Origin of the sequence: Terrabacter sp. 2YAF2 (assembly GCF_052114705.1) — a bacterium.
GTDB lineage: Bacteria > Actinomycetota > Actinomycetes > Actinomycetales > Dermatophilaceae > Terrabacter.
In genome coordinates this window covers 221,722-244,155 of record NZ_JBFRFG010000005.1, presented here as the reverse complement: position 1 = coordinate 244,155, position 22,434 = coordinate 221,722, and the positions used below count along the sequence as shown (strand labels likewise).

19 protein-coding genes are annotated in these 22,434 nt (G+C 71.6%); 8 read left to right on the top strand and 11 right to left on the bottom strand.

Annotation, left to right across the window (positions count from 1 at the left end; genetic code table 11):
- Positions 1-2 precede the first annotated feature (2 nt).
- Positions 3-704, bottom strand: coding sequence for a hypothetical protein (locus AB4030_RS07750; protein WP_442278627.1), 702 nt, complete (start codon positions 702-704; stop codon positions 3-5).
- A 232-nt stretch (positions 705-936) separates the two neighbouring features.
- Between AB4030_RS07750 and AB4030_RS07745 the strand changes: the two genes are divergently transcribed.
- On the top strand, positions 937-2,619 hold the full coding sequence (locus AB4030_RS07745; protein WP_442278626.1) for a phospholipase C: 1,683 nt from the start codon (positions 937-939) through the stop codon (positions 2,617-2,619).
- 44 nt (positions 2,620-2,663) lie between these two features.
- Here the strand turns inward: AB4030_RS07745 and AB4030_RS07740 are convergent, their stop codons facing one another.
- Together AB4030_RS07740 and AB4030_RS07735 are read right to left on the bottom strand one after the other, a co-directional pair.
- Positions 2,664-3,524: an Fpg/Nei family DNA glycosylase gene (locus tag AB4030_RS07740; RefSeq protein WP_442278625.1), complete on the bottom strand. Its 861-nt coding sequence runs from the start codon at positions 3,522-3,524 to the stop codon at positions 2,664-2,666.
- A gap of 12 nt (positions 3,525-3,536) precedes the next feature.
- Positions 3,537-4,649 (bottom strand): App1 family protein, encoded by a 1,113-nt coding sequence (locus tag AB4030_RS07735; RefSeq protein ID WP_442278624.1) that lies wholly within the window; start codon positions 4,647-4,649, stop codon positions 3,537-3,539.
- Between the two features lie 90 nt (positions 4,650-4,739).
- On the opposite strand from AB4030_RS07735, the gene AB4030_RS07730 reads away from it, so the two are divergent.
- Together AB4030_RS07730 and AB4030_RS07725 are read left to right on the top strand one after the other, a co-directional pair.
- Positions 4,740-5,372 (top strand): N-acetyltransferase, encoded by a 633-nt coding sequence (locus AB4030_RS07730; RefSeq protein ID WP_442278623.1) that lies wholly within the window; start codon positions 4,740-4,742, stop codon positions 5,370-5,372.
- A 46-nt stretch (positions 5,373-5,418) separates the two neighbouring features.
- The gene (locus AB4030_RS07725; RefSeq protein ID WP_442278622.1) at positions 5,419-7,344 is read left to right on the top strand and encodes a penicillin-binding transpeptidase domain-containing protein; all 1,926 of its coding nucleotides are present in this window, start codon (positions 5,419-5,421) and stop codon (positions 7,342-7,344) included.
- A 160-nt stretch (positions 7,345-7,504) separates the two neighbouring features.
- On the opposite strand, the gene AB4030_RS07720 is transcribed toward AB4030_RS07725, so the two are convergent.
- Positions 7,505-9,418: an N-acetylmuramoyl-L-alanine amidase gene (locus AB4030_RS07720; RefSeq protein WP_442278621.1), complete on the bottom strand. Its 1,914-nt coding sequence runs from the start codon at positions 9,416-9,418 to the stop codon at positions 7,505-7,507.
- A gap of 290 nt (positions 9,419-9,708) precedes the next feature.
- Between AB4030_RS07720 and AB4030_RS07715 the strand changes: the two genes are divergently transcribed.
- Positions 9,709-10,320, top strand: a complete 612-nt coding sequence (locus tag AB4030_RS07715; protein WP_442278620.1) for a hypothetical protein — start codon at positions 9,709-9,711, stop codon at positions 10,318-10,320.
- Between the two features lie 146 nt (positions 10,321-10,466).
- Here AB4030_RS07715 and AB4030_RS07710 read toward each other — a convergent pair whose 3' ends face one another.
- Together AB4030_RS07710 and mobA are read right to left on the bottom strand one after the other, a co-directional pair.
- Positions 10,467-12,527, bottom strand: a complete 2,061-nt coding sequence (locus AB4030_RS07710; RefSeq protein WP_442278619.1) for a M4 family metallopeptidase — start codon at positions 12,525-12,527, stop codon at positions 10,467-10,469.
- A gap of 230 nt (positions 12,528-12,757) precedes the next feature.
- Positions 12,758-13,372, bottom strand: a complete 615-nt coding sequence (mobA, locus tag AB4030_RS07705) for a molybdenum cofactor guanylyltransferase (RefSeq protein WP_442278618.1) — start codon at positions 13,370-13,372, stop codon at positions 12,758-12,760.
- Between the two features lie 37 nt (positions 13,373-13,409).
- On the opposite strand from mobA, the gene fdhD reads away from it, so the two are divergent.
- From fdhD to AB4030_RS07690, 3 genes are all read left to right on the top strand, one after another.
- A complete protein-coding gene (gene fdhD / locus AB4030_RS07700) occupies positions 13,410-14,258 on the top strand; it encodes a formate dehydrogenase accessory sulfurtransferase FdhD (RefSeq protein WP_442278617.1) in 849 nt (282 codons plus the stop codon).
- Positions 14,259-14,294: 36 nt separating this feature from the next.
- Positions 14,295-14,633: a YciI family protein gene (locus AB4030_RS07695; protein ID WP_442278616.1), complete on the top strand. Its 339-nt coding sequence runs from the start codon at positions 14,295-14,297 to the stop codon at positions 14,631-14,633.
- Positions 14,634-14,734: 101 nt separating this feature from the next.
- Positions 14,735-16,312: a DUF222 domain-containing protein gene (locus tag AB4030_RS07690; protein WP_442278615.1), complete on the top strand. Its 1,578-nt coding sequence runs from the start codon at positions 14,735-14,737 to the stop codon at positions 16,310-16,312.
- A 16-nt stretch (positions 16,313-16,328) separates the two neighbouring features.
- Here AB4030_RS07690 and AB4030_RS07685 read toward each other — a convergent pair whose 3' ends face one another.
- From AB4030_RS07685 to AB4030_RS07675, 3 genes are all read right to left on the bottom strand, one after another.
- Complete coding sequence (locus tag AB4030_RS07685) at positions 16,329-16,679, bottom strand: VOC family protein (protein ID WP_442278614.1); 351 nt, start codon at positions 16,677-16,679, stop codon at positions 16,329-16,331.
- Positions 16,680-16,767: 88 nt separating this feature from the next.
- Positions 16,768-18,405, bottom strand: coding sequence for an ABC-F family ATP-binding cassette domain-containing protein (locus AB4030_RS07680; RefSeq protein ID WP_442278613.1), 1,638 nt, complete (start codon positions 18,403-18,405; stop codon positions 16,768-16,770).
- A 36-nt stretch (positions 18,406-18,441) separates the two neighbouring features.
- Positions 18,442-19,635, bottom strand: coding sequence for a molybdopterin molybdotransferase MoeA (locus tag AB4030_RS07675; protein ID WP_442278612.1), 1,194 nt, complete (start codon positions 19,633-19,635; stop codon positions 18,442-18,444).
- Between the two features lie 92 nt (positions 19,636-19,727).
- Here AB4030_RS07675 and AB4030_RS07670 point away from each other — a divergent pair, with 92 nt between their 5' ends.
- A complete protein-coding gene (locus tag AB4030_RS07670) occupies positions 19,728-20,174 on the top strand; it encodes a hypothetical protein (RefSeq protein ID WP_442278611.1) in 447 nt (148 codons plus the stop codon).
- Here the strand turns inward: AB4030_RS07670 and AB4030_RS07665 are convergent.
- Both AB4030_RS07665 and AB4030_RS07660 read right to left on the bottom strand, forming a co-directional pair.
- Positions 20,161-21,534, bottom strand: a complete 1,374-nt coding sequence (locus AB4030_RS07665) for an L-serine ammonia-lyase (RefSeq protein WP_442278610.1) — start codon at positions 21,532-21,534, stop codon at positions 20,161-20,163. The two genes, AB4030_RS07670 and AB4030_RS07665, sit on opposite strands and share 14 nt — an antisense overlap.
- 207 nt (positions 21,535-21,741) lie before the next feature.
- The gene (locus AB4030_RS07660) at positions 21,742-22,401 is read right to left on the bottom strand and encodes an NAD(P)-dependent oxidoreductase (RefSeq protein ID WP_442278609.1); all 660 of its coding nucleotides are present in this window, start codon (positions 22,399-22,401) and stop codon (positions 21,742-21,744) included.
- Positions 22,402-22,434 lie beyond the last annotated feature (33 nt).

Genomic DNA, 22,434 nt, shown 5'->3' with positions numbered 1-22,434 from the left:
CGTCAGTCGGCAGGGATGGTCCCCGGGCGCGTGCAGACGAGCTCGTCGCCCTGGGGAGCCGCTGAGGGAGCCTGGACGATGCCACCTCCGACGGCGGCGGGCCTGGCCTGCGCGGCCCGGTCGTCCACCTGCACGCAGAGCTGCCACTGCTTCACGCCGGGGTCCACGGCCGTGCGTGGGGCATCGAAGGAGTCCCCCGGCACGTCCAGCTTCGGCGGCGACGCGGCATACGCCCTCCCACGGATGCTGGCGCCCGGCGCGATGACGTGCCCACCCATGACCGGGGCAGCGGCGAAGCGGACGTTCGGGGCCGTGGCGAAGCCCTGCTTGCTGAGGCGCAGCACCCCCGACTGCTCGTAGACCCAGGCGTGCGCGACGTCGACGCCGGTGGGGAGCGTGGCGCTGCCGAGGTCCTGCGGCACGACGTCGTAGGCGAGGAGGGGCTGGGCCCCGGTGTTGGTCACCGTGTAGCTGACGACGCGGCCGGCCGGCGCCATCGTCGCCTCCAGGCGCACTGGCCCCGAGCTGACCGTCTGGACCATCGGGACCGCACCAGCCGCGGCCGTGGGCGCTCCCGGGGAGGGCGTCGCCTGTCCGCAGGCGCTCGTGGCGAGCGCCGCCGCGAGGACGAGGGCGGGGACGGGACGGACAGGACCGCGCGGGGCGTGGAGCGTCGAGGACTTCATGGTGGGGAAGACAACCACGGGATGCGGATCGTTGCAGCCCGAGGCGGATTCAGGCGGTCCTGAGCGAAACCTGCACGTTTTCGAGGAGCCCGCTGACAGTTGCACCAAGACGGGGCGCAGTTTCGGCAAACAGTCCTTAAACGAGGCGTCCGGCAGCCCTGTGCCGATCCGGCCGGGCGTACTTTTGCCCCGGCCCTTCAGCGTTGCGCCAGGCGCGCCCGGCCGCTTCCCGATCGTCACAGGAGACCCCATGAAACGTTCCGTCCGTCTCGCGCTCGCCGGTGCCGGGGCTGCCGCCCTCGTCGTGCCGGTCGTTGCCACCGCCGGCGCCGTCAGCGCCCATCCCGCGCCGACGTCCCGGACCTCGACGTCGGCCAGGACGTCGACGCCGATCAAGCACGTCGTCGTCATCTTCGGCGAGAACGTGTCCTTCGACCACTACTTCGCCACCTACCCGCAGGCGGCCAACACCCCCGGCGAGACGCTGCAGGGCTCGACCACTCCCGCCCCCACCTTCAAGGCCGCCCCGGGCACGCCCCGCGGGATCGCCTCGCTGGCGCACGACCGCCTGCTCGCGCCGACCAACCCCAACTCGGTCCAGCCGGAGCGCCTCACACCGGGCCAGGCCGTGACCTGCGACCAGGACCACACGTACACCAACGAGCAGAAGGCCTACAACGCCGGCGCGATGGACAAGTTCGTGGAGTTCACGAGCAAGGACGCGTGCGCCGCGCCCACCTTCGGGCGCGAGGGCCTGACGATGGACTACTACGACGGCAACACCGTCACGGCGATGTGGAACTACGCCCAGCACTACGCGATGAGCGACCACGCGTTCAGCACGACCTTCGGCCCCTCCTCGCCCGGCGCGATCAACCTCGTCTCGGCGCAGACGCACGGCGTCAAGGAGTTCAACGCCGACGGCACGCCCGCGACGACGCCCGCCGCCGGCGACTACACGGTGCGCTTCCCCGACGCGCACGGCGTCGGCACCATGACGGGCGACCCCGACCCGGTCTACGACGACTGCTCCAACAACAGCCACACGAAGAGCTACACGCTCGCCGGCATGACGGGCCGCAACATCGGCGACCTCCTCAACACCAAGAAGGTGTCGTGGGGCTGGTTCCAGGGCGGCTTCACGCCGACGACCGCTGCCGCAGGCGGCGCGCCCGCCGCGTGCATGGCCTCCCACACCAACGTCGCCGGGGTGAGCTCGACCGACTACAACCCGCACCACGAGCCCTTCCAGTACTACGCGTCGACGGCGAACCCGCACCACCTGCCGCCGGCGAGCGCTGCCGAGATCGGCCATGACGGGCAGGCCAACCACCAGTACGACATGTCGTCCTTCGACCAGGTGGTCGGCACGGACAACATGCCGGCGGTGAGCTTCCTCAAGGCCCCGAACTACCAGGACGGGCACGCCGGCTACTCCGACCCCCTTGACGAGCAGCACTTCATCGTCAAGGAGATCAACGCCATCCAGAAGTCGAAGCACTGGAAGGACACCGCCATCGTCCTGGCCTACGACGACTCCGACGGCTGGTACGACCACGTCGCCGCGCAGGTGAAGAACGCCTCGAACACCACCGACGACGCCGCCTTCTGCACCCAGGCGGCCGCCTCGGGAGTGCCGATCGCCAAGGGCTACCAGGACCGCTGCGGCCCCGGCCCGCGCCAGCCGCTCGTGGTCATCTCGCCCTTCGCGAAGACGAACTACGTCGACCACCACCAGACCGACCAGGCCTCGATCCTGCGCCTCATCGAGGACAACTGGGGCGTCGGCCGCATCGGTGACGGCTCGGCCGACGCCTGGGCCGGGTCGATGCGCGGCCTCTTCTCCTTCGACGAGTCGCAGGCTCCGCAGGTCATCCTCGACGAGACGAACGGCACGGTCACCTCGGTGCGCCGGGGCCGTCACGAGGACTGACCTCGACGAGAACCCCCCCCCCCCCCCCCTCTCTGCGTGCGGGACTACTTGAGCAGCTTCGACATCCGCCGGTCGGCGAGCGGTTTGCCGCCGGTCTGGCAGGTGGGGCAGTACTGCAGGGACGTGTCGGCGAACGACACCTCACGCACGGTGTCGCCACACTCCGGACACGCCTCACCGGTGCGGGCGTGGACCCGCATGCCGGCGCGCTTGGCGTCCTTGAGCTCCTTGGCCGGCTTGCCCGACGCCGTCGCGACCGCGCCCTTGAGCGTGTCGCGCAGGGCGGCATACAACCGGTCGACGACCTCGGGAGCGAGCGAGCCGGCGATCGCGAAGGGACTGATCTTCGCGACGTGGAGGATCTCGTCGGAGTAGGCGTTGCCGACGCCGGCGATGAACTCCTGGTCGCGGAGCAGGCCCTTGATCTGGGTGCGCCGGCCGTCGAGCATCGACCGGAACTGCTCGAGGGTAAAGTCGTCGGCCATCGGGTCGGGCCCCAGCCGCGCGATCCCGGGCACCTCGGCCGGGTCCTTGACGATGTATGCCGCGAGCGACTTCTTCGTGCCCGCCTCGGTCAGGTCGAACCCGGAGCCGTCGGACAGGCGCACGCGCAGCGCGATCGGGGACTTGCCGGGGCGCACGACCGTCGCCGGCAGCTGGTCGGACCAGCGCAGCCAGCCGGCACGCGCGAGGTGGAAGACGAGATGCGTGCCGTCGGCGTCGATGTCGAGGAACTTGCCGTGGCGGTGGACGCCGTCGACGGGCGCCCCCTCGAGCGCCTGCGGCGGCGGGTTGAAGGTCTTGAGCACGCTGAACGACGCGAGCTCGACCGACGTGATGGCGAGACCGTCCGTCCGCTCGGCGAGGAAGTCGACGAGCGCCTGCACCTCCGGCAGCTCAGGCATGGCCCCAGTCTGTCATCCGGAGACGACGGAACGGCCCGGACGCGAGGGCTGTTCGTCGGTGGCGACGGCCTCCCCGACCTTGCCGGCATCGGTCAGCACCCGCAGCAGCCCGTGCCCGTCGGGCCCCGAGAAGGTCGGCACCGAGCGTGACGCCCACGGCCGCATCGGTGAGTCCATCCGGATCGGGTTGGACAGCACCTGCTCCTTCGGGGACAGGTGACGGATGCAGATGGCGTCGACCCGGTCGGGCCGGGCCTCGGCGAAGTCGGCGTAGATCTGCGGGTCGTGCTGGCCGTCGTCGCCGACGAGCAGCCACCTGATGTCCGGGAAGTCCCGGGCGAGCCGGTCGAGGCAGCTGCGCTTGTGCGCCTGGCCGCTGCGGAACCAACCGGTGTTGGTGGGACCCCAGTCGGTGAGCATGAGCGGCCCGAGGGGGAAGCCGTTCTCGACGAGGAACCGGTTGAGGGTGGCCGCGGTGTTCCAGGCCCCCGTCGACACGTAGACGATGGGCGCCCCGGGGTGGGCGGAGAGGATGCGGCGGTACATCGGGGCCATGCCGGAGACGGAGTGCCGGGCCTTGCCACGCCGGACGAAGGTGTTGAAGGCCGCGATCATCGGGCGGGGCAGCATCGTGGTGATGACGGTGTCGTCGATGTCGCTGACGATCCCGTGCGTCACGCCGTCGGCGACGATGAAGACGTCGGCCGCGACCGGGTCGGTGCCCTGGGCCTCGACGACGACCTGCTGCCATCCGGGCTCCAGACCGTGGTCGCGGGCGACGATGTCGACGTGGCCGCCCCGGTCGGACCGGCCGTAGACCTCGCGGTCGCCCACGGTGACCTTGACGGGGACGCCGGTGGCCGGCGACGTGAGGAACGCGCGCCAGCCGCGGTCGTAGTGTGCCGGGCTCAGGGCACCGGTGGCGTCCTGTCGGGCCTCGGGTCCCTCGATGTGCTCACGACCCTTGCGCCCGAGGAGGATCCGGGCATACACCCGCACGAAGCTCGTCGACCCGTAGCCCACGTGCGTGATGACGCGGTTGCCCCAGCCGCGGCTGCGCAGCACGCGTTCGACCTGCTCGTGGACGGCGTCCTCGACGATGGCGGCCGCGTGCGGTCGTGACATGGCCTCAACCTACCCGCCGGGGCGTTGAGCGGGCGCCAACAGGTGGACCCCGACGGGCGCGGGCCGGACGGGCCGGGTTGGATGGACGGCGTGCACCCCATCGCGGAAGTCCTCAGCAAGGCCGCGGGCGGCGACTTCCCCACCGTGGACGGTGGCTGGCAGCGCGTCGAACCGTGGCGCCCCGGCGTCGAGGGCGTGGTCGCCTTCACCGGCCGCGCCTACCTCGCCGTCGACGACGACGTCTCCGACGGCACCCTCGTCTCGCTCGGCCCGGACGGCTTCGGGGGCGCCAGCAGCCCCCGCCTCGTCTCCCGGCTCGCCGGGAGCGGCTGGATCGACTCCCTCGACATCGTGCTGGTCGCACGCGGCACCGGCGGCGAGCCGACCCTCGTGCCCCGCAGCGACCTGCGCAACCATCCCCGTGCCGAGCACGCCACGTCGGTGCGCAGCGACGTCGCGACCTTCGGGTATGCCGCCCCGGACGACCACACGCTCGTGACCCTCTCGCGGGGGCTGGGTGGGCTGACCGAGGTGGGAGTCGAGACCGACCCCGCCAAGGACCACGTCGGCGCCGACATCGTCAGAGACGCGTTGACGCTCCTGCCGGAGGGCGAGGTCGTCGTCGCCGCGTGCGCCCCGGGCAACGCCCGGGCCCTGCGCGCCTTTCTGGCGGCGGGCTTCGAGCCGGTCGCGTCGGTGCAGCTCTGGCGCCCCGAGCGCTGACCGTCCGGTGACGAGCAGGTCGCGCTGCGGCACGTACCGTGGGGCCATGCTCAGGGGATCTCGCTTCAGGACTCTCGTCTCCGTCTCGCTCACGGGTGTGCTCGCCGGCACGCTCGCGGCTGGCTGCTCGATGTTCGACTCACCGCCTGAGCCCGGCGACGCCGCGCGCGCCCTCGCCGCGGGCCTGGCCTCGGGGGACCTCGGTGCCGTGACGTTCAAGGGCACGACGCCGGCCAAGGCCACTGCGTTCGTCAAGGCCGCCTACAAGGACCTCGGCACGCTGCGGCCCCAGGTGTCGCTGAACGAGATGAGCCACGCCGAGGGCTCCGACCGTGCGACGGCGACGCTCGTCAGCCGGTGGGACGTCTCGGCGTCCCCGACCGACTGGACCTACAAGACCCAGGTCCCGATGACCCTCGTCGACGGCACGTGGCAGGTGTCGTGGAGTCCCGGCGTCGTGGCGCCGCAGCTCACCGCCGACGAGACCCTGGACGTCGCCCGCAAATGGCCCCAGCGCGCCGACATCGTCGACTCCGCCGGGGGCAAGATCATGACCGAGCGCGAGGTCGCGGCGGTCGGCATCGACAAGACGAAGGTGTCCGGGGCCGAGGCCACCGCCTCCGCGAAGGCGCTGGCGGCTCTCATCGGCATCGACCCCGCCCGTTTCGCCGCGAAGGTCGGGGCGGCGGGCTCCAAGGCCTTCGTCCAGGGCGTGACCCTGCGCCAGACCGACCCGGTCCTCGAGCGGAACGGCGCGGCGATCGCCAAGGTCAAGGGCGCGCTCACGGTGCCGACGATGCAGGTGCTCGGCCCGAGCCGAACGTGGGCCGCCCCGATCCTCGGCACGGTCGGCGAGGCGAACGCCGAGCAGATCAAGGCCTCGAAGGGCACCCTCGAGGCCGGCGACTCGGTCGGCCAGACCGGACTGCAGTACCGCTACGACGCGCAGCTGCGAGGCACCCCCGGGCTCGCCGTCCACGCCGTCAAGCGCGGCGCCGACGGCAGCATCCTCGACAAGCGTGAGCTCTTCGCCGAGCCGTCCACCGACGGCAAGCCGCTGACGATCACCCTCGACCAGAGGGCCCAGACCGCTGCGGAGGCGGCACTCGCCCAGCAGACGGCGCACCCCACCGCCCTCGTCGCCGTGCGGGTGTCGACGGGAGAGATCCTCGCGGCGGCCGTCGGCCCGGCTGCGAACGGCTCGACCCTCGCCCTAGCCGGCAAGGAGGCGCCCGGCTCGACGTTCAAGATCGTCAGCTCCCTCGCCAACGTGCGCAAGGGCGCCACCGCCGACACCCTGCTGCCCTGCACCCCGACGCTGACGGTCAACGGCCGTCAGTTCAGCAACTACACGACCTACCCTGCCGCGCACCTCGGGGACATCCCGATGCGGACCGCGCTCGCCTACTCGTGCAACACGGCCTTCATCAGCCAGTACCAGAAGGTGGGCCAGAACGACCTCGTCGCCGCGGCGCAGTCGCTCGGGATGGGTGAGAAGCTGGACCTGCCGTTCACCGGCTTCCTCGGCTCGGTGCCGCCGACCGACGACGTCGTCGAGCACGCGGCCTCGTTCATCGGCCAGGGCCGCGTCGAGGCGTCGCCGCTGACGATGGCCCTCGTCGTCGCGTCGGTGATGAAGGGCCAGACGGTGCGCCCGCAGCTCGTCGCCGGTGCACCTGCCCTGCCCGCGCCCGCCACCCCGCTCGCCGCCACCGAGGCCGACGTCGTGCGCCAGGAGATGCGCGCCGTCGTGGCCGAGGGGTCCGGCACAGTCCTCAGGCCGCTCGGCGTCGAGTACGCCAAGACCGGCACCGCCGAGTTCGGGACGAAGAACCCGCCCGACACCCACGTCTGGATGGTCGCCGGCCGCGGCGACATCGCGATCGCCGCCTACAACGAGGTCGGCGACAACGGCGTGACGGGCGCCGCGCCCTTCATCGTCAGCTTCCTCAAGGCATACGACCTCCGCTGACCCCCACCCCCCCACCCCGCTGACCCCTACCGCTGACACCGTCGAAAGGCCACGTGTGGCCGGGTCCGGACAGTCGAAAGGCCACTTCTCGCGACGAGAAGTGGCCTTTCGATGTCGGTGAGGCGGCAAATCGTGGCCTCTCGACGGTTGGAGGGGCGGGTTACTGGGCCTTGACGACGTCGACGTCCGCGGCGCGCACGAACGCGAAACGGTGGCCGAGCGAGATCTGGTAGTAGCGGTCCTGACCCACGACGTCGAGGTGGTCGTTCGGGGTGTCGGGTGAGAACGTCACGGCGCGGTAGTAGTCCGTCGGGACCGTCAGGTCACCGACGGCATACCGCTGGCCCGCCGCGAAGGAGTACTGCAGCGGGGCGAGCGCCTGCACGGGGATGCCGGCCGGGTAGGCGGACGCCTCGGGGTAGGCGCGACCGTAGACGGGCGCCTTGGCGAGGCCAGCCTTCGGCACGACGTAGGAGCCCTTGACCGGGACGGCCGCCGGGGCGGACGCCGGGTTGAGGAACCAGCCCTCGACGCCGTTGAACCAGATCGCCGTCCAGTCGCCCTGGCGCTCGGCGACGGCGAAGGTAAGGCCGGCCTGGGCACGCGCGCCGATGTCGGAGACCGACGTCGTCGACGGTGCACCCTTGGAGTTGCGACCGATGTCGTTGACGAGCGGTGCCGTCTCGGACGGGGCGGTGTGCAGGTAGACGAAGTTCGTCGGCTGCGAGCCGCAGCTGTCGGCGACCGCGCCGTCGCAGTACGTCACGGTCTGCCGGTTGTCCTCGAAGCCGGGCAGGATGCGGACGAGGTCCTTGGCGGCACCGGAGGTGTGCGACTGCAGCGGGGCACCGAGCAGCTGGAAGTAGTGCTCCCAGTTCCAGTAGGGGCCCGGGTCCCAGTGCATGCCGGCGACGTTCGCGGGTGTGACCCCGGGAATCTGGTCGTGGCCGAAGATGTGCTGCATGTCGAGCGGGATGTCGTACTCCTTGGCGAGGTAGCGCACCAGACGCGCCGACGAGCGGTACATCGGCTCGCTGAACCACTGGGCACCCGTCGCGGCGAAGCCCTCGTGCTCGAGCCCGATCGAGTGGCCGTTGATGTACCAGTTGCCGGCGTGCCAGCCGACGTCCTTGGCCTGGAGGTGCTGCGCGACGTGCCCGTCGGAGCTGCGCAGGGTGTAGTTCCACGCGAGGTACGTCGGGTCGGTCGCGAGCTTGAGGGTCGTGTCGTAGGTCGCCTCCGTGTTGTGGATGACGATGTTCGTGATCTTGGGCGCGGTCGGGCGGTTCGCGAGGTCGTGGTTGCCGTAGTCACCGCCGCCGAGGTCCTGGTAGGGCGCGGGGACCCACTCGCAGTCGAGTCCGGGCGGGCAGTCGACGGGGCCGGCGTTCTGCTTCTTGTGCAGACCGAGTCGGCCGACCTGGGCTGCCTGCGGCTTCACGCTCGAGGGGACGAGCGAGACCTGCTTGCCGTCGACGGTCCGCCGGGAGGCGCCGGAGGCGATGACGGAGTAGGCGTCGTCGGCGAAGGCCGAGGCGACGTCCTGCTCGGTCGAGCCGGAGGCGTCGGCGACCGCGGCGTACCACTGGCCCGCGTCGGTGGACGCGCCCGTAGGCAGGCCGAGCCGCTTCTGCGTGGCCGCTAGCAGGGCAGCACCGCCACGGATGTTGGCGCGCTCGTCGGTCCGCAGGGCGGCCTCCGGCAGGCCGGTCAGGGTCGCGGCCCGGCCGAGCGTGTCGGCAGCGGGTGCCGGCGCCGGAGCCGGCGCGTCGCCCAGGCCCCGGCCCTCGGCTGCTGAGCCGAGGTTCGCGTCGACGAGATGCATCGGCCCGTAGCCGCCCGACGTGCTGTGCCCCGGGTTGAAGTCCCAGCGGGTCTGCGCGTACGACACGGCCTCGAGGACCGTGCGGGGCACGCCGTACTCGGCCGAGGCGGCCGCGAAGGCGCGCTCCCGGCTCGCCGGGTCGCTGCCCGCGCTCGCCCCATTGGACGAGGTCGGGTCGGCAGCCTGCGCCGACGGACTGGCCACGGCCATCCCGGCGGCGACTGCTGCGAGCGCACCGAGCGCTGCCACGGACCGCCTCACTCTGCGGGCCCCTGGAGTTCGGTGCGGTGTGGAGTTGGGTATCACTCGATCGTCCCTTTCGTATCCGTATGACCGCAGGATCCGCAGCCGTCGACAAGGGTCATCGGCGTCGTCGTCCTGCGACTGGGTGCGCGTCCGACCCCGGTCGGCACACACCTCTGAGACCGAGCATTCCCGTGCACCTTGAGGCCCGCCACTTGAAACCGTCACCCACCCGTCATCCCCGATCCACCGCGTCCGGCATGCACCGCCTTCCGGGAGGGAGCACCATGGTTCACATGGGGCGCGCACACGTGGGCGCGGGGTTGGCCATCGCAGGACTCCTTCTCGGGGGCTGCGGGGCCGTCTCGCCCGGCGACCAGACTGACCCGACCTCCTCCACCGCCACGTCGTCGACACCGGCTCCACCGCGGGTCGGCGGCGGTGGGAACGATGCCCTCTCCGCCCCCCACGGGCCGGCGTTCCCGCTGACCCTGCGCCGCACCGGCGGGATGGCCGGCTTCGACGACCACGTCGTCCTCGACCTCGACGGCCGGGTCCATGTCGAGACGCGCACGGTCCACGGCCGCGTCTGCACGCTCGGCGCTCCCCAGCTGCGTCAGCTCGTGGCGCTCCTCGCCACCTTGCGCCTCGGCCCGCGCCCGAGCGAGGACCTGCCGTCCGGCGACGCGCCTGCTGGGGAGACCAGCGCGGTCAGTCCCGACCCCGTGACCGACCCGATCACCATCTCGGTGACCGACCACGAGGCGCGCCGGGTCGACCTCAGCGACCCTTCGCTCGGCGAGGTCTCGGGCCTGGTCGGCACCCTCGTCAGCGACGTCACGCTCTCGGTGCCCGCGACCACCCGCTGCACGACGTCGGCGAAGCCCGCCGTCGCGCCCGCTCCCTGAGCGCTCGCGCCCTGGGCGCCCGCTCCCCGGTCGCTCGCCGTCGAGGACTCACCCGCCACACGCACGAGGTCGGTATGCCGCGGGGCTGAGCCCGCGGCATACCGACCTCTGGGGATGGTGCGCGTGTCAGATGACCGAGCGCTCGCTCAGAAGTTCGTCGCGACGTCGTCCACGACGAAGCTCGTCTGCAGCGAGGAGTCCTCGGTGTCGGCGAGCTTCAGCGTGACGTTCGTGCCCTTGTAGGCCGTCAGGTCGATCGTCTTCTGGACGTAGGACGCCTTCGGCGTGGACAGGTTCGAGTAGCTCTGCTTCGTGACGCCGTTGATCTGCACCGTCGCCGTGTCGTAGGCGCTGGTCGTCGACGTCTCGGACGTGTCGATCCGGATCCAGTAGGTCAGGGTCGGCGAGGTGGCCGTGGACGGGACGGCGAAGGTCTGCGACTCGTTCTCCGAGCCGGAGACCCCGTTGCCACCGAGCCACATCTTGTACGAGCCGCTGTGGGCCGGGCGACCCGTGTCGTTGGTGATCGGGCCGGCGGTTCCGGTCCACCCGGTCTGGCCGGACTCGAAGCCGCCGTTCGTCAGCGCAGCACCCGTTCCGCCGCCTCCGCTCGTACCGCACGTCTCGGTGCTGGCGGGTGCGGAGATGGCGCCCATCGCCTTGTCGACGGCGGTGCACTCGGCGGAGCCGACGCCGTAGAGGTCCTTGGCCGCCTTGATGACACCGGTGCGCGCCGCGGCGTAGTTGCTCGACGAGGTGAGGTACGTCGAGAGCGTGCGGTACCAGATCTTCTCGGCCTTGACGTGGCCGATGCCCGTCACGGTCGAGCCGTCACACGTGGGGCTGTTGTAGCTGACGCCGTTGACCGTCTTGGCGCCCGAGCCCTCGGAGGCCAGGTAGTACCAGTGGTTGAGCGGACCGGAGGAGTAGTGCGGGTCGAGGCTTCCGAGGGTCGAGCTCCAGCAGTCCTTCGAGGCGCCGTCCTTGCTCGGCTTGTCCATGTAGCGCAGCGGCGTGCCGTTGCCGTTGAGGTTGAGCTTCTCGCCGATGAGGTAGTCGGGGGTGTCGTTGGGGTTGTTCGTGTACCACTCGACGCCCGTGCCGAAGATGTCGGACGTCGCCTCGTTGAGGCCGCCCGCGTCCCCGGTGTACGCGAGACCAGCGGTGTTCTCGGTGACGCCGTGGCTCATCTCGTGACCGGCGACGTCGATCTCCACCAGCGGGGCGGCGTTGCCGGCGCCGTCGCCGTACGTCATCTGCGTGCCGTCCCAGAAGGCGTTGGAGTAGTTCTGGCCGTAGTGGACCCGGCTGCGGGCGCCGGTGCCGTTGTTCCAGATGCCGGCGCGGCCGAGCTGGGTGTTGTAGTAGTCGTACGTCTTGCCCGCGCCGTAGTGCGCGTCGACCGCTGCCGACTGCCGGTTGCTCTGCGAGCCCGTGCCCCAGACGTCGTCGGCGTCGGTGAACGTCGTCCCGTTGCCGGACGTGGCCTGGTTGAGGTCCGTCGTGTAGTTCCCGTGCGAGTCCTTCATCGTGTAGGCACCGGAGCTGCCCGAGGTCGCGAGCGACACGCTTCCGACGAAGATGCCGTTGCCGGTGCCCTCCTTGACGTCGTCCCAGCTCGTCAGGGTCTTGCCCGTGGTGGCGTCGACGATCGTGTGGAGCTTGGTCGGGGTCTGGTCGGCCTTGATGCCCTCGGTGATGACCTCATACGCCAGCTTGGGTCCGGTGGCCGACTGGAAGACGACGAGCTCACCCGGGGTGGCGGTCTCCTTGTTGGCCTTGGCGGCGGCGAGACCGGCCTGGTGCGCCTGGCTCTTGGAGACGGTCGGCGTCATCGTCGACGGGGTGACGCCCTTGCGGACGTTCCAGGTGACGCTCTTGACGGCGCCCGAGGAGTCCTTGTGGCTGACGAAGTCGCCGCCGATGACGCGGAGACCGTCGAGGGTGCGCTCGTACCGGACGTGGGTGGCACCGTCGGGGTCCGCGATGACGGACTTGACGATGAGCTTTTCGCCCGAGGCGAGGCCGAGGGCGCTGGCGGATGCCGCGGCTCGGGACTGCTCGGTCGTCTTGAGGCTCTGGGACTCGGGGGCAGGCGCCTTGTCGCGCCCTGCACCGGCCGCTGCGCCCGCCGGGATCGCCGGCGAGATGGCGAGAGCGAGGGCGAGCAGCCCTCCGGTCGCCAGCCCGGACTTCAGTCGATTCACTGGTTGCTCCTTGTCGAGTTGCGGCAGGTGGCCGCTCGAGAGAGTTCCGCCATCCCACGACTTGAGATCGGGCCGGAACGAGCGCGACGCTCGCAGCCGCGGAGAACACCGGTCAACGGCCTTGCCAAGTCTTTGCCATATGCGTTCCAAGTCCTGAGCGGCGCTTGGCGGCAAGGCGATTCGCCGCAGGGCGCGACTTGGTGATCTCTCAGAGTCGTCGGGACCCGCCGTCAGCCGGAGGTCTGAGCACCTTCCGAGCGTGCTCGGGCGCGGGCCAGGTCGGCCGGGGTGTCGACGTCGAGGGCCAGCTCGGCGGGGTCGTCGACGGACTGCGTGCGTATGCCGGATGCCAGCTCGCGCATGCTCCTTCCGTAGGCATCACCGACCTCGCCGAACCGGGCTCGCAGGGCCGGGAGTCGCCAGGCCGCGCAGAGCCAGTTCGTGCGGCCATCGCGGTCGACGGTGACCGCGAGGTCGGCGTCACCCAGGGCGCCCAGCAGTCGGTCGACGTGGGCGGAGGTCACGAACGGCAGGTCGGCGGCGAGGACCACCACGGCATCCGGAAGGGACGCGTCGGCAGCGGCCGTCAGGGTCTCGACGGCGGTGGCCAGGCCGGCCACGGGACCACCGCCGGGCACCCGCTCGAGCACGACGCGTACGCCCTCCGGGACTCCCTGGCCGGGGCCCACGACGAGCGCCGGGCGGTGACCGGCGGCGTCGAGCACGCGCGCGACGAGCGGTCGGCCGCCCACGTCGAGCAGCGGCTTGTGCGAGCCCATGCGCCGTGACGCGCCGCCCGTGAGGACGACGACGACCGCGGACGTGGCGGCTGGGACAGGTGGCACTCTCGGAGTCTGGCACGGAGTCTGGCAGGCTGAGTCCATGGGACGGGTGACGGTACGGCGCAGGGTCACGACGATCGATCTCGCGACCCCGTCGACGACGACCCGCCCAGACACGCTCACCGTCGAGGAGCCGCTCGAGTTGCGCGTCAACGGGACGCCGCTCACGGTCACGATGCGCACGCCGGGGCACGACATCGAGCTCGTGCACGGCTTCCTCATGTCGGAGGGGCTGATCCGGTCGGCCGACGACATCGCGCTGGCCCGCTACTGCGAGGGCGCGGTCGTCTCCGGCGAGAGCGGATTCGACGAGAACACCTACAACGTCATCGACGTGAGCCTGGCGCCGGGTGTGGCGGCCCCGGCACCGTCTGCGACGCGGGCCTTCTTCACCAACTCGTCGTGCGGGGTCTGCGGCAAGGCGAGCATCGAGCAGCTGCGGGCACAGTCGGCCTTCGACGTGCGTTCGGACGCAACGGAGTTCGCGGCCAAGGTCCTCGCCGAGCTGCCTGACGCGCTGCGCGGCGAGCAGCGGTCGTTCGACAAGACGGGCGGCCTGCACGCGGCCGGACTCTTCACCGCCGACGGCGAGCTGCTCGTCGTGCGCGAGGACGTCGGTCGGCACAACGCCGTCGACAAGGTCGTCGGATGGGCGCTGCAGAGTGGCCGCGTCCCCGGCGTCGGGTGCGTGCTCGTCGTGTCGGGTCGCGCGTCGTTCGAGCTGACGCAAAAGGCGATCATGGCCGGGATTCCCTGTCTCGCAGCGGTGTCCGCGCCTTCGTCCTTGGCTGTGGAGTGCGCCGAGGACGCCGGGATGAGCCTGCTCGGCTTCGTGCGCGGAAGCCGCCTCAACGTGTATGCCGGCGCGCACCGCATCACGACCGACTGACCACCGACGTCCACCCGAGCACCTGGAGGCACCACCGTGGCGATCTTCGCGATCCACTACACCTACCCCGACGACGTCACCGAGATGCTGACGATCCGGCCTGAGCACCGCGAGTTCCTCGCCGGGCTGTCGGGGCTGCTCGTCGCCGGGATGTACCAACCCGGCATCGACGAGGTGAGCGAGGGTGAGCCGACCGACCAGGAGCCGGCGAACGCCGCACTCATCGTCTACTCGGCCGATTCGCTCGAGGCCGTCGCGGAGACGTTCGACCAGGACCCCTACTGGCTCGGCGGGCACATCCTGCGACGGGTGGTGCGCCAGTGGGACCCGCCGCTGGGGCCCTGGGTCGCGGACCCGACCAACTCCCCGGGCTGACTTTTCAGGGGGCTCATCCACCTCCAATTCGCTTGTCTTTCAGGCGAACTGGTTGTGGATGAGCCTTCTGGTGTCGCCTTCGGTCAGGTAGAATCGAACACATGATCGACGACGCGACGGTGGTGACGACGGAGGGCCTCGAGGCCCTCGTGTCGGCGCTGTCGCGGGTCGGGTCGGACGACGAGTCCGATCAGGCCCGGGTCGACCAGCTCACGGCGCTGGAGCGGGTGAAGTCCGCGGTGGCGGCGGCGCAGGTGCGGGTGACGGCGGCGTTCGTGGACTCCCAGGAGCAGGTCGCGCAGGCCTGGTCGGAGCGGGCGCGGGAGTGCTCCGACGCCGGGGACTTCGACGGGTGGCGGGCCGCGCGGGAGCGGGCCCGCGCCGCATCCTTCGACGACGCCGACGACGAGAGCTCCGACAGCGGCTCCCAGCGGCGACGGCGTCGGCCGTCGGGGCTGACCGGGGTCGCGGCCCAGGTCGCGCTGGCCCGGCACGAGTCACCGTTCCGGGGCGCCGGGCACGTCCGGCTCGCGCTCGCGCTGACCCGCGAGATGCCGCACACCCTGGCCGCGCTCGAGGCCGGCGAGCTGAGCGAATGGCGCGCCCAGATCATCGTCCGGGAGACCGCCACCCTGACCAGCGAGCAGCGATCCCTGGTCGACGCCGAGGTCGTGGGTGACCCGACCCAGCCGGTCGCGGCGTTCGGTGACCAAGAGCTCGCCCGTCGCGTGCGTGCCGTCGCCTACCGCATCGACGCCGCCTCGGTCATGGCCCGGGCTGCGAAGGCTGAGGCGGACCGCCGGGTCACGCTGCGGCCCGCGCCGGATACGATGGCCTACCTCACCGCGCTGCTGCCCGTCGCGCAGGCCGTCGCCGCCCACGCCGCGTTGACGGCCGCAGCGGATGCCGCCCGCGCCGCGGCCGGCGACGACCGCGGCAAGGGCCAGGTCATGGCCGACACCCTCGTGGAGCGGGTCACCGGGCAGGCGACCGCCGACGCGGTCCCGGTCGAGGTCCAGCTCGTCATGACCGACGAAGCCCTCCTCGCCGACGACGACACCCCCGCGCACGTCACGGGCTACGGCCCCGTCCCAGCACAGTGGGTCCGAGACCTCCTCACTCGACTCCACCACGCCACCGACCCGGCCACCGCCCCGGCCACCGGCCCGGCCACCGGGGAGGCCGCGGCGGGTGCCGCCGGGGCCCGGGCGGCGAACGTGTGGCTCCGCCGGCTCTTCACCCACCCGGTCACCGGGGCCCTGGTCGCGATGGACTCGGTCCGCCGCACCTTCGACGGCGGCCTGCGCCGCTACCTGCTCACCCGCGACGCCGGCACCTGCCGCATCCCCTGGTGCGACGCCCCAGCCCGCCACCTCGACCACATCCACGACCACGCCGACGGCGGACCCACCACCGACACCAACGGCCAAAGCCTCTGCGTGCGCTGCAACCACACCAAACAGCTCCCCGGCTTCACCGCCACCACCATCACCGGCCCGCAGCCCGGCGCACCCCACACTGTGCAGACCACCACCCCGACCGGACACACCTACACCTCCCACGCCCCACCCCTGCTCCCCGCCCGACCACCCCGCCCACCCGACCTCAGCCCGCCCGACCTCCGCGCGCCCTACCTCAGCCCAGTCGAACGCGCCCTCACCCTCGCGCTGGCCGCCTGACGCGTCCCGGGCACAGTCAGAGCTGCTGGGCCAGGCCCACCACGTGACCCTGGGGGTCCGCGATGAGCGCGAACGACACTCCCGGGACGGTGACCGGGTCCTGGACGACACGGCCGCCGAGCCGGGTCGCGTTCTCGATGGACTCGGCCATGTCGTCGACGCCCACGAAGAACGTGACGAGGTCATCGTCGCCCTGGAGCGGGCTGATGGCGGTGTAGAGCGCGTCCGGGACGCCGGTCTCGACGAACGTGTAGCCGGGGAAGGCTCCCTCATTGGGGTAGGTCCACCCGAACAGGTCGCCGAAGAAGGCGCGGGTCGCGTCGGGGTCGCTGGAGCGGATCTCGGCGTGGACGATGGGGTGACTCATGATGACCTCCTGGGGTTCACGGCCACCGGCCGGTGACCGCTCACCTCCTTGACGAACGAGCGGCCCCGAAATCGACACCCGTGCAGCGTCAGAGGCGGGTGACCTGACCGGCCTCGACGTGCCAGCGCTCGTCGAGGCGCACGTTCCCGAGCAGGCGACGGTCGTGCGACACGAGCAGCAGCGCCCCGTCGTAGGAGTCGAGCGCCTCCTCGAGCTGCTCGATGGCGGGCAGGTCGAGGTGATTGGTCGGCTCGTCGAGGACGAGCAGGTTGACGCCGCGCGTCTGGAGCAGCGCCATCGCCGCCCGGGTGCGCTCGCCGGGTGAGAGCCGCCCGACGGCGCTGGCGACCTGGTCGGCCTTGAGTCCGAACTTGGCGAGCAGCGTGCGCCGATCGGCGGGGTTGAGGTCGGGGACGGCCTCGCCGAACGCGTCGCCGAGCGGCAGGTCCTCGCGCAGCCCGGTGCGCGCCTGGTCGATCTCGCCGATGGCCACGCTCGCGCCGAGCGACGCGCTGCCGTCGTCGGGCGCGACCCGTCCGAGCAGCAGCGAGAGCAGAGTGGTCTTGCCGGCGCCGTTGGGCCCGGTGATGCCGATGCGCCGGCGCGCCTCGACCTGCAGCGACGCCGGCCCGAACGTCCAGTCGCCCCTGAAGACCACCGCCTCGTTGAGGGTCGACACGACCGAGCTCGACCGTGGCGCGGCCCCGATCGAGAACTGCAGCACCCACTCCTTGCGCGGCTCGGCGACCTCGTCGAGCCGGGCGATCCGCGACTCCATCTGTCGCACCTTGCGGGCCTGCTTCTCGGACGACTCGATGCTCGCGGCGCGACGGTTCTTGTCGTTGTCGGGGCTCTTCTTCATCGCATTGCGCACGCCCTTGGACGACCACTCGCGCTGCGTGCGCGCCCGCGCCTCGAGGTCGGACTTGGTGCCGGCATACGCCTCGTACGCCTCGCGGGCGTGCCGGCGGGCGACCTCGCGCTCCTCCAGGTAGGACTCGTAGCCGCCGTCGTGGACCGAGACGGAGTTCTGCGCGAGGTCGAGCTCGACGATGCGCGTGACGCAGCGGGCGAGGAACTCCCGGTCGTGCGAGACGAGCACGACGCCGCCCCGCTGGCCGTGGACGAAGGCCTCGAGGCGGTCGAGCCCCGCTAGGTCGAGGTCGTTCGTCGGCTCGTCGAGCAGCACGAGGTCGAAGCGGCTCAGCAGCAGCGCGGCGAGCGCCGCCCGGGCGGCCTGCCCACCCGAGAGGGAGGTCATGAGAGCGTCCGGCCCGACCTCGAGACCGAGCTCCGCGAGCATGGGCGGGATGCGCTCGTCGAGGTCGGGCGCTCCGCTGACGAGCCAGTGGTCGAGGGCGACGGCATACGTCTCGTCGGCCGTGGGGTCGTCGCCGCCGAGGGCAGCCGCGGCCTTCTCCATGGCGGTCGTGGCGGCCGTGGCGCCGGTGCGGCGACCGATGTGGTCGGCGACGGTCTCGCCGGACACCCGCTCGTGCTCCTGCGGCAGCCACCCGACGAACGCGTCGGACGGCGCCGTCGTCACCGTGCCAGAGAGAGGAACGTCCTCGCCGGCGAGCAGGCGCAGCAGCGTCGACTTGCCCGCGCCGTTGGCGCCGACGACACCGACGACGTCACCCGGTGCGACCGTGAGGTCGAGGTGCTCGAAGAGGGTCCGGTGGGCGTGGCCCCCGGCGAGGTCCTTGGCCACGAGGGTCGCGCTCACGCCCCACAGCCTAGGGCCGCGCGGCCGGTGCCCCGTTCACAGCAGGTGGACCGTGACGACGTCGCCGTCGATGAGCTGGTCGACGGCCTCGGGCACCTCGATGAGGCAGTTCGCGGCGGCGAGCGCCGTGAGGTGCCGGGCGTCCGGGGCGCACACGGTCCCGTCGTCGTGGAGCACGCTCGTGAGGAACTGGACGCGCCCGGCGCGCGTGTGCCGGGTCCTGCCCGCGTATGCCGCGTGGCCGGGTCGCGCCGCCGGCACCCCGTGGCGTCGGTCGAGGGCGGGACGCACGAGGACGTGGAAGGCGACGAAGGCGCCGACCGGCGTCCCCGGCAGGCAGACGACCGGCGTGGAGCCGAAGCAGCCGAGCCCCTGTGGCCCACCGGGCTGCATCGCCAGGTGCACGAAGTCGAAGGTCGGCAGCGGTGAACACACCTGGCGGACGACCTCGTAGGCACCGGCACTGACGCCGCCGGTCGTGACGACGACATCGATGCCCGGATCGGCGTCGAGCTCGGCGAGCAGCGAGCGGAGGTCGGTGGGCTCGTCGGAGCACACCTCGACCCGGCGCACGTCGCAGCCGGCGGCCTCGGCGAGCGCGGCCACCATGTCGGAGTTCGACTCATGGATGCCCCCCGCGCCCGGGTCGGCCTCGGGCGGCGCGAGCTCGGCGCCGGTGGCGATGACGGCCACGCGCGTCGGCACGTGCACGTCGACGGTGGTGCAGCCGGACGAGCGCCCCAGGGCGATGAGCGCCGGCGTGACGGCGGACCCGGCCGCGGCGATGACCGACCCGGCCGTCACGTCCTCGCCGCGGGACCGCACGTGCTGACCCGGCGCCGGGTCGAGGTCGACGGTGACGTGCTGCGGCGCCGGTCCGGTCGGGCTCGCGTCGGTGCGCTCGACCGGGACGACCGCGACGGTGCCGTCCGGCACCCGGGCCCCGGTCATGACCCGCGCCGCCTCGCCGGGTGCGAGCACGAAGTCCGGCGCGGACCCGGCCGGCACGTCGCCGACCACCGGATAGCTGCGCTGGTCGGGCGCACCCGGGCACACGGCATACCCGTCCATGGCTGAGTTGTCGAAGCGTGGCAGGTCGTCGGCGGCGACGAGGTCGGCGGCCAGGCGCCGCCCCGCTGCATGGCGGTCCAGTGTCAACCGCTCCAGCGAGCCGTCGCCGAGGAGCCGCGCAACGGCGGCGCGGTGATCTGCGACGGACACGTGACCCACGTGCGCCAGTCTGTCGCATCCTGCGACGGCCGGGATCCCACCCCTCGCCGGGAGTACCGTCGAAAGGACCGGACTCTTCCGAGGAGGCTGTCATGCGCCTGAACCATCTGTGCGATGCGAACTGGACCTACGACCTCGTCCAGAGGGTCGAGCCCTCACCGGGTCGCGATGGCCGCGTCTACGGCCAGGGGACGGGCACGGTCACGGGGCGCCTGTCGGGGACGGCGACGTGGTCGAACTTCCCCCGCATCCGGGAGGGCTACGCGTCGCCGCACGCCCAGGGCGTCATCGAGGTCGACGGCGGCGGCATCGTCCTGTTCGCACTGACCGGGCTCTCGTCACTGAGCGACGGCCGCGGCCTGCACGTCCTCACCTTCCAGACGGATACGCCGTCACACCTCTGGCTCAACGACGTGCTCGCGATCGGCGAAGGAGCCGTCGACCCCGTGCGCTACAAGCTGGCCATGCGCTACTACGAGTGCGAGGTCGAGCTGCCCCTGCCCAGCCTCGACGAGACCCAGGGCCTCAGCACTCGATGACATTGACGGCGAGCCCGCCCCGCGCCGTCTCCTTGTACTTCACCTTCATGTCGCGACCGGTCTCGCGCATCGTCTTGATGACCTTGTCGAGGCTGACGACATGGGAGCCGTCGCCGCGCAGGGCGGTGCGGGCGGCGGTGATGGCCTTGACCGAGGCGATGGCGTTGCGCTCGATGCACGGGATCTGGACGAGGCCGCCGACGGGGTCGCAGGTGAGGCCGAGGTTGTGCTCCATGCCGATCTCGGCGGCGTTCTCGACCTGTTCGGGCGTGCCCCCCATGACCGCGGCCATGGCACCGGCCGCCATCGAGCACGCCGAGCCGACCTCGCCCTGGCAGCCGACCTCAGCGCCGGAGATCGACGCGGTCTCCATGTAGATGACGCCGATGGCTCCAGCCGTGAGCAGGAAGCGGACGATGCCGTCGCGGTCGGCGCCGTTGACGAAGTTCACGTAGTAGTGCAGCACGGCCGGGATGATGCCGGCGGCGCCGTTGGTCGGGGCGGTGACGACGCGTCCACCCGACGCGTTCTCCTCGTTGACGGCGAGGGCGTAGAGGGTGATCCAGTCCATGCCACGCAGCGGGTCGTCGCTCTCCCCCTCGAGCTGGAGGCGCCGCGCCAGCTCGGGCGCGCGACGGCGCACGCGCAGACCGCCGGGCAGGACCCCCTCGGTGGCGATGCCGTTGCGGACGCACTCCTTCATGACGCGCCAGATCTCGAGCAGGCCGGCGCGGACCTCCTGCTCGGTGCGCCACGACAGCTCGTTCTCGAGCATGATGCGGGCGATCGACTTGCCGGTCTCCTTGCAGTGGGCCAGCAGCTCGTCGCCGGTGCGGAACGGGTGCGCGACCGGGGTCGTGTCCTGCACGACCATCGTCGAGCCGTCGGCGTCCTCGCCGACGACGAAGCCGCCGCCGACGGAGTAGTACGTGTGCTCGGCGAGCGTCAGTCCGGCGGCGTCGAGAGCCGTGAACGTCATGCCGTTCGGGTGCACCGGCAGGGTCTTGCGCCGGTGCAGGGTGAGGTCCTCGTCCTCGTTGAAGTCGATCTCGTGCCGCCCGAGCAGCGAGAGCCGTTTCGTCGCGCGGATCTCGGCGAGGCGTCCCTCGACCTTGCGCGGGTCGCACAGCTCGGGCCGCTCACCGGTGAGGCCGAGGAGGACGGCCTTGTCGCTCCCGTGCCCGTGACCTGTGGCGCCGAGCGAGCCGAACAGCTGCGAGCGCACCCGCGCGACCCGGTCGAGGACGCCCTCGTCGTGGAGCCGCTCCGCGAAGAGCGCCGCGGCCCGCATGGGCCCGACGGTGTGTGAGCTCGACGGGCCGATGCCGATCGAGAAGAGATCGAAAACGCTGAGCGCCATGGTGTCCTGACTTCGTGTCGTCGTTGACGTCTGTCGCCCAGGGGTGGCGGGCGACCCGATCGAGCCTACGTCCGGCGGGCCATCCCACGCACATGCGTGGAGGGACCTCCCCGTCGCAGGCCTGCCCCCTCCTTCGATCGAGGTGATCCGCGACCGTATGCCGTCGCGCATCACCTCGACCCGCCGCCCGTTCCTCCCGCTCGAGTGTCAGGCGGGGGTTTTGGCGACGACCTCGTCGATGGGCTGGAAGCCGTCGTTGAAGGCAAGGATCCGACGGGCCGTCGACTCCGGGTGCTCGACGACCGAGCGGATGACGTGGGCGACGTTGTCGCGGGACACCTCACCGGCGACCATTCCCTCACCCGTCGCGATGTGGCCGGTGGCCGCGCCGGTCGTCAGCGCGCTCGGGCGCAGGATCGTCCACGCCAGGTCGGTGCCCTGCAGGTGCTCGTCGGCGGCAGCCTTGGCCTCGGCGTAGGCGTGGAACACGTTGTCCTCGGGGACGCCGTGGTCGGGGCCGGCGCCGAAGTAGGACACCATGACGTAGCGCCCGACGCCCGACTGCGTGGCGGCGTCCATCGAGCGGATCGCGGCATCGCGGTCGACGGCATACGTCCGCTCGGGGCTGCCGCCGCCGGCTCCTGCTGACCAGACGACGATGTCGCTGCCGCGCACGAGGTCGGCGATCTGCTCGGTCGAGCTGTTCTCGACGTCGAGCACGGTCGCTGTGGCTCCCGTCGCCTCGACGTCGGCCACCTGGTCCGGGTTGCGCACGACGGAGGTGACGTCGTGACCGTCGGCGACGAGCAGCGGGGCGGCGAGCAGGGCGACCTTGCCGTGGCCGCCGATGATGATCACTCGTGACATGGCTCCAGCGTCGCAGAGTCGCGCCTCAGAGAC

Excerpts from the sequence above, each read along its gene's own strand:
- AB4030_RS07660 (WP_442278609.1), bottom strand. The coding sequence starts at position 22,401 with ATGTCACGAGTGATCATCATCGGCGGCCACGGCAAGGTCGCCCTGCTC.
- AB4030_RS07725 (WP_442278622.1), top strand. The coding sequence starts at position 5,419 with ATGCTCAGGGGATCTCGCTTCAGGACTCTCGTCTCCGTCTCGCTCACG.
- AB4030_RS07685 (WP_442278614.1), bottom strand. The coding sequence starts at position 16,679 with ATGAGTCACCCCATCGTCCACGCCGAGATCCGCTCCAGCGACCCCGAC.
- AB4030_RS07670 (WP_442278611.1), top strand. The coding sequence starts at position 19,728 with ATGCGCCTGAACCATCTGTGCGATGCGAACTGGACCTACGACCTCGTC.
- AB4030_RS07665 (WP_442278610.1), bottom strand. The coding sequence starts at position 21,534 with ATGGCGCTCAGCGTTTTCGATCTCTTCTCGATCGGCATCGGCCCGTCG.
- AB4030_RS07690 (WP_442278615.1), top strand. The coding sequence starts at position 14,735 with ATGATCGACGACGCGACGGTGGTGACGACGGAGGGCCTCGAGGCCCTC.
- AB4030_RS07745 (WP_442278626.1), top strand. The coding sequence starts at position 937 with ATGAAACGTTCCGTCCGTCTCGCGCTCGCCGGTGCCGGGGCTGCCGCC.
- AB4030_RS07715 (WP_442278620.1), top strand. The coding sequence starts at position 9,709 with ATGGGGCGCGCACACGTGGGCGCGGGGTTGGCCATCGCAGGACTCCTT.
- AB4030_RS07735 (WP_442278624.1), bottom strand. The coding sequence starts at position 4,649 with ATGTCACGACCGCACGCGGCCGCCATCGTCGAGGACGCCGTCCACGAG.
- fdhD (WP_442278617.1), top strand. The coding sequence starts at position 13,410 with ATGGGACGGGTGACGGTACGGCGCAGGGTCACGACGATCGATCTCGCG.
- AB4030_RS07740 (WP_442278625.1), bottom strand. The coding sequence starts at position 3,524 with ATGCCTGAGCTGCCGGAGGTGCAGGCGCTCGTCGACTTCCTCGCCGAG.